Raw genomic sequence first — 11632 nt, 5'->3', positions numbered from 1 at the left:
AGCGCCTCGCACCATTTTCTGTATCTAATCCGAAGATTGGAGTGATTATCTAGGGGGGGTATCAGGATTTCAAGCACCTACAACACAATCTTCAAGACGAATCTTGCAAGAAATGGCTTTCTTGATGCACCGTACAAAAGATGGTGCCCGAGGCCGGACTTGAACCGGCACAGGGTTGCCCCCGAGGGATTTTAAGTCCCTTGTGTCTACCGATTTCACCACTCGGGCAGTGATGTGAATGACTTGCTGGGACAGAAAGCCATTTATGACTATGGAGGCGCGGGTCGGAATCGAACCGGCGTACACGGAGTTGCAGTCCGCTACATGACCACTCTGCCACCGCGCCAATTTGGAGCGGAAAAGGAGACTCGAACTCCCGACCCCGACCTTGGCAAGGTCGTGCTCTACCAACTGAGCTATTTCCGCAAAAAAACTTTCGCCTCAAGCTGCAAGGCGAGCCGCGTATTCTATGGGCTGACGGTTAATAGTCAACCAAAAATACTTAAATCAACGCTTTTGATGACACAATGATGCCGTTATTGTCGGCGTACAGATAATCGCCATTTTGTATCACCGCTCCAGCGATTTTTAATGTCACACCGACATCGCCCAATCCGCGTCGTTCTGTTTTTAGCGGAATAGTGCCCATGGCGTGCACACCCAAATCCATCGCAGCAATTTCATCCACATCGCGAATGGCGCCGTAGATCACCACGCCGCTCCAGCCATTTTGCACGGCACTGGCAGCAATCAAATCCCCCATCAATGCACGGCGCAGGGAGCCACCGCCATCAACCACCAACACTCTGCCATGCCCTTCTGTTGCCAACTGCGCTTTGACTGCTGAATTGTCTTCAAAACATTTAACAGTGACGACTTGCCCACCAAATGCTTCACGCCCACCAAAGCTGCCGAATAAAGGTTCAAGCACGGTAACATCGTGTTCGTGCGCGTCACACAAATCAGGCGTAGAAATCTTCATGTATTACCTCACTCAATTAAAATGCCAACGCTTTGTTGTTCAAACACTGGCGGATACTTTTTTAGTCGCAGACCACAAGTTGCGGCTTGCCCAGTTTTCACATCAAACGCGATGCCGTGCCAAGGGCAAATAAGCTGTCCGCCGCGCAGGCTGCCTCTATCTAATGCAGCTCCCGCATGTGGGCAGATATTATCGACGATATGAATCTGGTCATCATGCTGAAAAAGCAGTAGATTGCGCCCGTCAACAACAACGGCTCGCTTGTATCCTTCGTGCAGTCGATGAAGTTTTTCCAACGCGACAAACCGCATAAAAACCCTGTAATCACTATCTAAAAAATGATGAAACCAACACTGCAGCGCGCAGCCGTTAAATTGCTCCCGCTCCCCTACCTTGCTGACAGCCTGCAGTATTTTCACACTATCGCAGCGCATCTGCCAATGCCGGTGATTTTGCAAAGCGATGTCACCGCAACGCAGCAGAACAGCACACAACAACGCAGGGGGCGCTTCGACATTATTTCCGCCGCGCCAGAGTACTGCCTGCAAAGCAACAACAAAACAGTAACATGGAGCGGCGACCAACCATCATTCATGGAAAAATATACTTGCGCCGATAGCTTTTCTGTAATGCGCAGCTTAGTGGCAGAGATGCTGACAACTGAGGTTGATTACAGCGCCGCGATGCAGCAGCAACTGCCATTTTGTGGCGGGCTGATTGGCTACTGCAGTTACGATTTAGCGCGCGAATACGCAGCATTCCCTTTCACAAAACAGAAAGACATTGATGCTCCAGAAATGCAGTGGGGATTTTATGCGTGGGCCTGCACTCAAGATCATCAAGAGAAAAAAAGCTGGCTTGTTATTCATCCAACTTGCCAAGATTCTCTTGCAAAAAGACTACCCACACTACTCAGATCGCCATACAAAAATGAAAAGAACACTGAGCCTTCAGCAAAAAAAAATACAGAATTGACGAGCAACCTTACCTTCGATCAGTACGCGGATAAATTCTCGACAATTCAACACTACATCCATGCAGGCGACTGTTATCAGATCAATTTTGCACAACGATTTAGTGGGAAAACCTCACTTTCTGCACTCGATGTATACACAAAATTGCGTACCGCCATGCCATCACCTTTCTGTGCGTATCTCCCTATCTATAGTGATGACGACAGCGCAATTCTCTCTTTTTCACCAGAGCGCTTTGTGCAGTTATCCGCCGAAGGCATAGCAACAACACAACCTATTAAAGGCACAGCCGCAAGACATAGTGATGTGGAAGTCGATCAAGCCATCGGCTCTGCATTGCAAAATGACCCCAAAAATATTGCTGAAAACTTGATGATTGTTGATTTGCTACGCAATGATTTGGGGAAAGTTTGCGAGACGGGTAGTGTCATAGTAAAAAAATTGTTTGAGCTACAGAGCTTTTCCAATGTGCATCACTTGGTCAGCACCATCGATGGCAAGCTTCAAGCAGGGCTGAACGGTGCTGATTTGCTGCAAGCCTGCTTCCCTGGCGGCTCCATCACCGGCGCACCAAAAAATCGCGCCATGCAAATCATCGATGAAATTGAACCCAACAGTCGCAGCATTTACTGCGGAAACATTATGTTGTATTCCGCACACGGCGCCATGGATAGCAGTATTCTAATCCGCACACTACTTATCAAAAATGATGAGCTGTTTTGTTGGGGTGGCGGCGGCATCGTTGCTGATTCTGAATGCCAGAGTGAATATCAAGAATCGCTGACAAAAATTCGTGCACTGCTTGATATGCTGCAAGGCAATACACAGGCATAAAAAAGCCCAGATAACTGGGCTCTTGCAGGGATTTTATTAGGTTGCAATTAAATACTGATCAGCGCTTTGTTTTTTTCTAGTGTTGCTGGGCCAATACCAGGCACATTCACCAAGTCATCTGCACTTTTGAACGCGCCATTCTGCTCGCGGTAACTCACAATAGCTTGCGCTTTCTTTAAGCCGATGCCATTGAGCTTATCTGCCAATGTTGCTGCGTCGGCTGTGTTGATGTTAACCGTATCCATCGCCGCAGGCTTCTGTTGCACAGCAACAGGCTTATTGGCATTTTGTTGTTCGGCGAAAACATTGCCTGTGACAACTGTTGATGTCATAACGGCAGACAATAAAAGAGACTTAATCAATTTCATAAAAAACTCCATGTAAATAGTTGAGCAATCCCTGCTTGACTATTATCTAAAATAATTTCAAAAAAATATGTCAGCTATATCGTCAATCTTGTAAGCATGTTCTTACAACATTCATTATTTCAGCGATGCGTTGATTGCGCGCAAAGTTTCAGCAGGATTTTCTGCTTGCGTGATGGGGCGGCCTATCACCAAATAATGGCTGCCATTTTCCAGTGCAGCTTTGGGTGTCATGGTGCGCGTTTGATCGCCCGCCTCGCTTCCCGCTGGGCGAATGCCTGGCGTCACTTGGCAAAAATTTGCGCCATAACGATCACGCAATATTGTCGACTCTCTTGCCGAACAAACTACACCATCCAACCCAGCGTTGGCAGCCAAACCTGCCAAGTAAACAATGTGATCTTCTAATGGACGATCAACGCCTGCTTGCACTAAATCTTGCTGACTCATACTGGTGAGCACGGTGACTGCAATCAACAGTGGAGCGTTTTTATCTTGCAACGCAGCGCGTGCAGCTTCGAGCATTTTTACACCGCCGCTGGCGTGTACATTCACCATCCACACACCTAAGTCTCGCGCTGATTGCACAGCATGCGCCACGGTAGTGGGAATATCATGAAATTTTAAATCGAGAAAAATATCAAACTTGCGGTGTGTTAATTGCCTAACCACACTGGGACCACAAGCCGTAAACAATTCCTTCCCTACTTTCAATTTACATTGCGCAGGGTCAAGCTGATCAGCAAGACTCAAGGCTGCATGCTCAGAGTGAACATCCAAGGCAACAATAACGGGAGAGTTTTGGTTGTGCATGCAAGAACTCGGTATTACAGATTAAATTTTCGTGACTGTTTTTTGTTTGGCTGCTTTTACTTGATTGTGCAAAACTTTCAAGTGCATTTGATGTCGCATTGCCTGAAAGGCACTCACGCTCAAACCCAACACAGCGCCCGCTGCAAAAAACACCAATAACCACAGCGCCAAGGGAATGTTTTCAATTGTGTGCCCGAACCAATGAATCGTTACAGCTTCCATGTTGTCTAAATAAAACCACACACCGATAAAAGCACCTGCTACCACCACACAGACTGACAATGCTTTATAAATCCACTTTGTCATAGTGCCTCCAATCAATTAATTCAGTTTGTTCATTTTAGACGCTTACAAAAAGAAACGGCATGAAGCGCGATACTTCATGCCGTTCCAAAAGTTACAGCATACTCAGCAATAAAGAGATGACTACTTCTTATCATCGAGCAGACTGTCGTTCACTCTATCTCTCAATTCCTTGCCAGGCTTGAAATGAGGAACATATTTACCGGTTAGTTTTACCGTGTCACCTGTTTTGGGATTACGCCCAATACGAGGAGCGCGATAGTGCAGAGAGAAGCTACCGAAGCCACGAATTTCAATCCTGCCACCTGTGGACAGAACATTTGCCATGGCATCAATCATCGTTTTGATGGCCAGCTCGACATCACGCGACGACAACATCTCGTAATGCCCAGCAATGCCTTCAATCAACTCTGATTTTGTAACTGTCTTTCTCTCCACCATCAGCTCCCTATCGGAAGAACAACAGGCTTACTGGTTTTGCATTTGTGCTTTGATCAAATCACCAATGGTCGTAGCAACAGGCTGATCTGCCGCTTCTTTCTTATTGTGATTGCTCAATGCATCTTTATCGTCTTCCACATCTTTCGACTTGATAGACAAGCTGATGCTGCGGCTCTTACGATCCACGCTGATGATTTTGGCTTCAACTTCATCGCCTTCTTTCAAAGCGTTGCGAGCATCTTCTACTTTGTCGCGGCTAATTTCAGACGCTTTCAAAACAGCTTCAACATCGTCAGCCAATTTCACAACAGCAGCTTTTGCATCGACAGAAATAACAGTGCCTTTTACGATGCTGCCGCGATCATTTTCTGCAACGAAGTTAGAGAACGGATCATTTTGCAGCTGTTTGATACCCAGTGAGATGCGCTCACGCTCTGGATCAATCGCCAAGATAACGGTATCCACTTCGTCGCCTTTCTTGAAGTTACGCACGGCTTCTTCGCCAGTTTCATTCCAAGAAATATCAGACAAGTGGATCAAGCCGTCGATGTTGCCATCCAAGCCAATGAATACACCGAAATCAGTGATGGACTTAATTTTGCCACTGATTTTGTCGCCTTTGTTGAAGCTACGAGCAAACACATCCCAAGGATTTTCTTGGCATTGCTTGATGCCGAGAGAAATACGACGGCGCTCTTGATCGATATCCAAAACTTTAACATCCACTTCATCGCCCACTTGCACGATTTTTGATGGGTGAACATTTTTGTTGGTCCAATCCATTTCAGAAACATGCACCAAACCTTCCACGCCTTCTTCCAACTCAGCAAAGCAGCCGTAGTCAGTGAGGTTGGTGATTTTCGCGCGTACTTTTGTGCCTTCTGGATATTTGTTGGTGATGATGATCCAAGGATCGTTACCCAACTGTTTCATACCGAGAGAAACACGGTTTTTCTCGCGATCGAACTTGAGAACTTTGACATCCACTTCGTCGCCAACAGCAACGATTTCGCTTGGATGTTTGATACGTTTCCAAGCCATATCGGTGATGTGCAACAAGCCGTCAACGCCGCCCAAATCAACGAACGCACCGTAATCAGTGAGGTTTTTAACCACGCCTTTCACTTGTGAACCTTCTTGCAAGTTGGCCAACAATTCTTCGCGCTCGGCACTGTTGGAAGTTTCCAAAACTGCACGACGAGACACAACAATATTGTTGCGCTTTTGATCCAACTTAATAACTTTGAATTCCAGTTCTTTGCCTTCGATGTGCAGCGTGTCACGCACAGGACGCACATCCACCAAAGAACCCGGCAAGAATGCGCGGATGCCTTGAATATCAACAGTGAAACCACCTTTGACTTTGCCGTTGATCAAACCAACAACCACTTCAGAAGCAGCAAAAGATTTTTCCAAAGTTTTCCACGCTTCTACGCGTTTCGCTTTTTCACGAGACAGACGGGTTTCACCCATGCCGTCTTCAACACTTTCCAACGCGACCTGTACTTCATCGCCAATTTGCAATGAAAATTCGCCGCGCTCGTTTAAAAATTGTGAACGAGGAATTACGCCTTCTGATTTCAAACCTGCGTGAACAGTCACCCAGTCGCTATCGATGTCGATAATTACGCCGGTCACGATGGAACCCGGATTCATTTCAACGGTTTTGAGGCTTTGTTCAAAGAGTTCTGCAAAACTTTCCATTAATACACCTATGCTGATCGCGTAAACGATCTATTTATGACCGCAAGCCAGTACGAGCGGGTTAACGATGAACAGTGAAATCACCCCTGCTAAAAATGTTGTGCAGGACTGGTGGTAAATCTCACTGACCGATAGAAACTTTTTGTACCAAACCACATTGCATGGCGTGGTGCAAAACAGCTTCTACTACTTCCTCAATGCCCATCGAAGTGCTGTCAATTTCGATGGCATCCGCAGCGGGGCGCAAAGGCGCCACGGCGCGGTTCATATCGCGTTCATCACGAGCGCGTATGTCCTCAAGGAGGGCGGGCAGGCTAACACCCTGCCCCTTATTTATCAACTGCTTATAGCGTCTTTGCGCCCGTTCTTCGGCAGTCGCTGTCAGGAAAATTTTGAGCCCAGCGACAGGAAAAACTACCGTCCCCATATCGCGCCCATCAGCCACTAAACCAGGCAATTGTGCAAACTGGCGCTGGCGCTCCAACAAGGCAGTGCGCACCGCTGGCAGAGCCCCCACTTGTGAGGCGCCAATGCCCGCTTCTTCTTCGCGTATTGCTTCACCAAAGTTTTCGCCATCCACCCAAATATGGTTATCCGATGCAAAACGAATGTTGATATGTGCCAACAGCGCAATCAACGAGCTCTCATCATGCAACGCGATGCCCTTCCGCGCACCTGCCACAGCCACGATGCGGTACAGCGCACCACTGTCCAAACAGTGCCAGCCCAAGCGGTCAGCCACCTGCTGTGCAATCGTGCCCTTACCCGAACCGCCAGGCCCATCGATGGTGATGATAGGAACAGTCGTGGTCATGCGGCGCTCTGGATGCGTAGTCCAACGCTGGCTGCTAGCCCCACAAAATCGGGGAACGATGTGGCGACTGTATCGCAGCCATCAATTATGATCGGCTGGCTCGCCACCAGAGAAGCCATCGCAAATGACATAGCGATGCGATGGTCATGATGGCTCCAAATAGAGCCACCGCCCATTCTTCCACCTTGAATCACAATGCCATCCGGCGTGGGCTGCGCGTCGATACCCAAAGTTTGCAGGCCATCAGCCATCACTTGAATACGATCCGATTCTTTCACGCGCAATTCTTCCGCGCCGCGCAAAACTGTTTGCCCTTCTGCTGCACTCGCCGCGACAAACAACACTGGAAACTCATCAATCGCCAACGGCACTAAGGCTTCTGGAATTTCAATGCCGTGCAATTTAGCTGAGCGAATACGAATATCCGCAACGGGTTCACCGCCCACTTCGCGTTGATTCGATACTTCAATATTCGCGCCCATCAATTTCAAAATATCAATCACACCTGTGCGTGTGGGATTGATACCCACATGCCGCAAAGTGATATCGGAATCTGGCGCGATACTCGCTCCCACCATGAAGAAAGCAGCGGAAGAAATATCGGCAGGAATATCAATTTTTGTTGCGCACAATGTTTGACCGCCGCGCAGCGTTGCCTTTGCGCCTTGCACAGAAACTTGGCAGCCAAAACCTTGCAACATACGTTCGGTGTGATCGCGCGTTGGCGCAGGTTCAGTGACAGAAGTTTCACCTTCCGCGTACAAACCTGCGAGCAAAATACTGGATTTCACTTGCGCACTCGCCATCGGCATTTCGTAATCAATGCCGTGCAGCGTTGCGTTGCCGCGTACAAGCATTGGTGGCGTGCCTTTATCACCCGTTGTTTCAATTTTTGCACCCATAGTACGCAGCGGTTTTGCTACGCTCCATGGGGCGTTTGGATAAGGATTCATCGCCGATCATTTCCACATCGAAACGCTGACCCGCCATCAAGCCCGCCATCAAAACGCATGATACCAGAATTGCCGAGATCCAATGCTTTCTGTGGTTGTTGCAAACCGTGCAAACCGACACCGTGAATCGTGACTTTGCCTTGATGCGGGCCTTCAATTTTTGCACGCCCATATCACGAAATGCTTGCAGCGTGGCTAAAGCATCTTCACCTTCGAAAACCCTTCCACTTGCGTAACGCCTTCCGCCAAGGAACCCATGATGGAACGGTGCAGATTTGTCGCCTGGCACACGAAATTGTCCGCGCAAACTGCCTCCCGGTTTGTAATAAATATTTCCTGCTTATCCTCGGAATCAGACTGTTTTACTTGTTGCCGCGACGCATAGATTTCACCAAACGCATCCGCTGCACTTTTGCCCGCACAAATAAATCGTGCAGATAATTGCCATCACTGTTTTCAATTGCACAACGCAAAGATGTTAGATGTTGCTCAAAATCTTTCAGCCACTTAACAATGCTGCACGATTAGCCAAGGCAATATCGTGCCACATCACCGGATCACTGCCAGCAATGCGTGAAATCACGAAAACCACCTGCGGCATAACGAAAAATTTCACGATTCTGGCGAACGCTGTGCCAGCGCTATCCACCAGCGTATAAGCCAGCATGTGTGGCAGATGGCTGGTCAGCGCCAGCACTTTGTCATGTTCTTCCACAGACATTAACGACAATTCTGCATCCACCGCACGCCACAGTGATGGAAACGGCTTCCACTGCCGCCGCATTGGATTCTCACTCGGCGTCAAAATAACCCGATGACGCACGAATAAATTCTCGTTCACTGCGTCAATGCCACTTTTTTCTGAGCCAGCAATAGGATGTCCAGGAATAAAGTTTTTCTGGCAAACGACCAAACACACTTTCAGCATCACTACCACTGAGCCTTTGACGCTAGCGACATCCGTTACGATCACGCCTTTAGCAACCGCCGCATGCAATTTTTCGCAAATGCTTTTTACACTCAGCGTGGGCGGTAACCTCCAACAATATCACCTTCCTGTAACTGCGCTGTCATCGCATCGATATCGGTTGCACCGCGATCAATCACGCCGCGCACGACGGCTTTATCAATCGTTGCTGCGTTGCGGCTGATGCCCAGCACTTGAAGGCAGACATTGCGTTTTTTCAAAGCAAACGCCAACGAGCCGCCAATCAACCCTAAACCGACAACGAGGACGCGTCTCGCTTTCATGCCGACAACACCTTGCGGCAGCTTTTCAAAAATCTTTCATTTTGTTCAGGCAATCCAATAGAAACACGCAGCCAAGTTGGCATGCCATACACAGCAATTGGTCGTACTATGATGCCTTCGCGCAAAAACGCTTGATACAAAACCGAAGCATCGCGTGCAAAATCCACTGCAATAAAATTGCCCGCCGACATGTATTTCCAGATTAAGCGTATCCAATCGCCTCCAGCATTTTCATGCCTTCTGCATTGACAGCGATGCTTTGAGCAAATAATCTTCGTCGTGCAATACCGCTTCCGCTGCCGCCAAAGCCATCGAATTGACATTAAATGGCTCACGCAAACGATTCAGCAAATCCGCCACAACGGGGTGAGACACGCAGTAGCCCACACGCAAACCTGCTAAACCATAAGCTTTGGAAAAAGTTCGAGTTACGATCAGATTAGGAAAACGATCCAATAGTGTTAAACCACTGGCATAACCTTCTTGCGTGACATATTCGTGATAGGCCTCATCCAACACCACAATCACATCGCGCGGAATGTTATTCAGAAAACTTTCAATTTCCTGAATACCTAAACAAGTGCCAGTTGGGTTGTTAGGGTTGGCGATAAAAACCAATTTGGTTTTTTGATCGACCAACTGGCGCATAGCATCTAAATCATGACCAAAATCTTTCGCTTCTGCCACGCGCAATTCAGCACCGATAGATTGCACGGCAATTTCATACACCACAAAGGCATGGCGCGAAATCACGGCATTGTCTTCTGACGATAAAAACACACGCGCGATTAAATCCAGCAACTCATTAGAACCGTTACCTACTGTGATTGCCGATATATCGACAGCCAGTTTTTTTGACAACGCTGTTTTTAAATCAAAGGCTGCACCGTCAGGATACAAAGCGAGGTCAGCCATGGCCGCCTGCATAGCTGCCACTGCGGATTTAGGTACACCCAATGGATTCTCATTGCTGGCGAGCTTGATGATATTGGTGATACCCAGCTCTCGCTCCAACTCAGCGACCGGCTTCCCAGGTTGATAGGGAGATAGTTTCTGCACACCAGGAACAGCACGATCCGTAATATGTTTCATAATTAGCCTGATGTAAAAGATCAAAGAACGGCGCGTGGATAGGAACCTAAAATGCGAATATCAGCGGCTTGTTCAGCCACTTCATTCAAAACAGACGCTACATTTTTGTCGTCCACATGCCCTACAAAATCCATAAAAAATACATAGCTCCACGCACCGTTGCGTGAAGGACGCGTTTCTACACGCGTTAAATCAATATTGTTTTTGTGGAACGGCGCCAATAAGTTGTAGAGTGCGCCTGGCTTATTGCGCACAGCAACGATGATGGAGGTTTTGTCATCGCCGCTCGGTGGCACGCGCTGCGTACCGATAATTAAAAATCGCGTGGAGTTGTCTGGCAGGTCTTCAATTTTCTCATGTACTTTCTTTAATCCGTACAACTCGGCCGCCATATCACCGGCAATTGCTGCTGCATTCCATTCGCTTTGTATGCGACGAGCAGCTTCTGCATTACTGGAAACTGCCACGCGCTCGGCGTGAGGAAAATGTGAATCCAACCATTTGCGACACTGCGCCAAAGACTGCGAGTGCGAATAAATACGCGTGATATTTTCAACTTTTGTGACATCAGACACCAAAAGGTGATGATGGATACGCAGCTCCACTTCACCACAAATATGTGCAGAAGTTTCCATAAAATTATCGAGTGTGTGATTCACCACGCCTTCGGTAGAGTTCTCAACCGGCACTACGCCGTAGTTGACTGCGCCTGCCGCCACTTCTCGAAACACTTCATCAATGGCAGCCATCGGAATGCTGACGCAAGCGTGACCAAAATGTTTCAGCGCAGCAGCTTGTGTAAAAGTGCCTTCAGGACCGAGATAGGCAACTCGCACCGGCTGCTCTAATGCCAAGCACGAAGACATAATTTGTCTAAATAAACGAGCAATTTCTTCGTTATCCAAAGGCCCTTGATTGCGCTCCATTACTTTTCTTAAAACCTGCGCTTCGCGTTCTGGTCTGTAAAAAATAGTATCTGTACTGCCTTCCGCTTTTTTTATTTCAGCCACTGCTTGCGCACAGCGCGCGCGCTCTGAAATCAACTCTTGGATTTTTGTATCGATGCTGTCTATTTGATCGCGCAATGAAATCAGGCTTGTTGTCAT

Annotated in this window: 12 protein-coding genes, 3 tRNA genes and 2 pseudogenes; 1 reads left to right on the top strand and 16 read right to left on the bottom strand. The window is 47.9% G+C overall.

Annotated elements, in window-relative coordinates; translation table 11 throughout:
* Positions 1-141 precede the first annotated feature (141 nt).
* The 5 genes from R3E63_05615 to R3E63_05595 all read right to left on the bottom strand — a co-directional run bounded on the left by R3E63_05615 (position 142) and on the right by R3E63_05595 (position 1278).
* Positions 142-228, bottom strand: a tRNA-Leu gene (locus tag R3E63_05615).
* Positions 229-272: 44 nt separating this feature from the next.
* Positions 273-346 (bottom strand) — tRNA-Cys (locus R3E63_05610).
* Between the two features lie 4 nt (positions 347-350).
* A tRNA-Gly gene (locus R3E63_05605) sits at positions 351-426 on the bottom strand.
* 76 nt (positions 427-502) lie between these two features.
* On the bottom strand, positions 503-982 hold the full coding sequence (gene rraA, locus R3E63_05600) for a ribonuclease E activity regulator RraA (protein MEZ5539422.1): 480 nt from the start codon (positions 980-982) through the stop codon (positions 503-505).
* 8 nt (positions 983-990) lie between these two features.
* A complete protein-coding gene (locus R3E63_05595) occupies positions 991-1278 on the bottom strand; it encodes a Rieske (2Fe-2S) protein (protein MEZ5539421.1) in 288 nt (95 codons plus the stop codon).
* Between the two features lie 42 nt (positions 1279-1320).
* Between R3E63_05595 and pabB the strand changes: the two genes are divergently transcribed.
* Entirely contained in the window at positions 1321-2790 is a 1470-nt protein-coding gene (pabB, locus tag R3E63_05590; GenBank protein MEZ5539420.1) for an aminodeoxychorismate synthase component I, read from the top strand.
* Positions 2791-2837: 47 nt separating this feature from the next.
* On the opposite strand, the gene R3E63_05585 is transcribed toward pabB, so the two are convergent.
* From R3E63_05585 to pheA, 11 genes and pseudogenes are all read right to left on the bottom strand, one after another.
* Positions 2838-3158 carry a ComEA family DNA-binding protein gene (locus R3E63_05585; GenBank protein ID MEZ5539419.1) on the bottom strand — a complete coding sequence of 107 codons (321 nt, stop codon included), beginning with the start codon at positions 3156-3158 and terminating at the stop codon, positions 2838-2840.
* 114 nt (positions 3159-3272) lie between these two features.
* Positions 3273-3968 carry an orotidine-5'-phosphate decarboxylase gene (pyrF, locus tag R3E63_05580; protein MEZ5539418.1) on the bottom strand — a complete coding sequence of 232 codons (696 nt, stop codon included), beginning with the start codon at positions 3966-3968 and terminating at the stop codon, positions 3273-3275.
* Positions 3969-3989: 21 nt separating this feature from the next.
* Positions 3990-4274 carry a LapA family protein gene (locus tag R3E63_05575; GenBank protein MEZ5539417.1) on the bottom strand — a complete coding sequence of 95 codons (285 nt, stop codon included), beginning with the start codon at positions 4272-4274 and terminating at the stop codon, positions 3990-3992.
* A 120-nt stretch (positions 4275-4394) separates the two neighbouring features.
* The gene (gene ihfB / locus R3E63_05570; protein MEZ5539416.1) at positions 4395-4712 is read right to left on the bottom strand and encodes an integration host factor subunit beta; all 318 of its coding nucleotides are present in this window, start codon (positions 4710-4712) and stop codon (positions 4395-4397) included.
* Positions 4713-4739: 27 nt separating this feature from the next.
* Entirely contained in the window at positions 4740-6416 is a 1677-nt protein-coding gene (rpsA, locus tag R3E63_05565) for a 30S ribosomal protein S1 (protein MEZ5539415.1), read from the bottom strand.
* Positions 6417-6537: 121 nt separating this feature from the next.
* Positions 6538-7230, bottom strand: a complete 693-nt coding sequence (gene cmk, locus R3E63_05560) for a (d)CMP kinase (protein ID MEZ5539414.1) — start codon at positions 7228-7230, stop codon at positions 6538-6540.
* Positions 7227-8472, bottom strand: a pseudogene (aroA, locus tag R3E63_05555) (3-phosphoshikimate 1-carboxyvinyltransferase). The gene cmk and the pseudogene aroA overlap by 4 nt, the downstream one beginning before the upstream one ends.
* Before the next feature lie 210 nt (positions 8473-8682).
* A complete protein-coding gene (locus tag R3E63_05550; GenBank protein ID MEZ5539413.1) occupies positions 8683-9180 on the bottom strand; it encodes a prephenate dehydrogenase/arogenate dehydrogenase family protein in 498 nt (165 codons plus the stop codon).
* A gap of 23 nt (positions 9181-9203) precedes the next feature.
* The gene (locus tag R3E63_05545; GenBank protein MEZ5539412.1) at positions 9204-9434 is read right to left on the bottom strand and encodes a hypothetical protein; all 231 of its coding nucleotides are present in this window, start codon (positions 9432-9434) and stop codon (positions 9204-9206) included.
* Positions 9431-10526 (bottom strand): annotated as a pseudogene (gene hisC, locus R3E63_05540) (histidinol-phosphate transaminase). The gene R3E63_05545 and the pseudogene hisC overlap by 4 nt, the downstream one beginning before the upstream one ends.
* A 20-nt stretch (positions 10527-10546) precedes the next feature.
* On the bottom strand, positions 10547-11632 hold the full coding sequence (gene pheA / locus R3E63_05535) for a prephenate dehydratase (protein ID MEZ5539411.1): 1086 nt from the start codon (positions 11630-11632) through the stop codon (positions 10547-10549).

Source organism: Pseudomonadales bacterium, from assembly GCA_041395665.1.
In the GTDB taxonomy this organism is placed as follows: Bacteria; Pseudomonadota; Gammaproteobacteria; order Pseudomonadales; family UBA7239; genus UBA7239.
Note: the sequence above shows the minus strand (reverse complement) of the source record. Positions and strands in the feature narration are given on the sequence as shown.

What these genes read in the sequence shown, in the direction of transcription:
- pabB (MEZ5539420.1), top strand. Translation starts at nt 1,321, where the DNA reads ATGATGAAACCAACACTGCAGCGCGCAGCCGTTAAATTGCTCCCGCTC.
- rpsA (MEZ5539415.1), bottom strand. Translation starts at nt 6,416, where the DNA reads ATGGAAAGTTTTGCAGAACTCTTTGAACAAAGCCTCAAAACCGTTGAA.
- ihfB (MEZ5539416.1), bottom strand. Translation starts at nt 4,712, where the DNA reads ATGGTGGAGAGAAAGACAGTTACAAAATCAGAGTTGATTGAAGGCATT.
- cmk (MEZ5539414.1), bottom strand. Translation starts at nt 7,230, where the DNA reads ATGACCACGACTGTTCCTATCATCACCATCGATGGGCCTGGCGGTTCG.
- R3E63_05545 (MEZ5539412.1), bottom strand. Translation starts at nt 9,434, where the DNA reads ATGAAAGCGAGACGCGTCCTCGTTGTCGGTTTAGGGTTGATTGGCGGC.
- R3E63_05585 (MEZ5539419.1), bottom strand. Translation starts at nt 3,158, where the DNA reads ATGAAATTGATTAAGTCTCTTTTATTGTCTGCCGTTATGACATCAACA.
- pyrF (MEZ5539418.1), bottom strand. Translation starts at nt 3,968, where the DNA reads ATGCACAACCAAAACTCTCCCGTTATTGTTGCCTTGGATGTTCACTCT.
- R3E63_05575 (MEZ5539417.1), bottom strand. Translation starts at nt 4,274, where the DNA reads ATGACAAAGTGGATTTATAAAGCATTGTCAGTCTGTGTGGTGGTAGCA.
- rraA (MEZ5539422.1), bottom strand. Translation starts at nt 982, where the DNA reads ATGAAGATTTCTACGCCTGATTTGTGTGACGCGCACGAACACGATGTT.
- pheA (MEZ5539411.1), bottom strand. Translation starts at nt 11,632, where the DNA reads ATGACAACAAGCCTGATTTCATTGCGCGATCAAATAGACAGCATCGAT.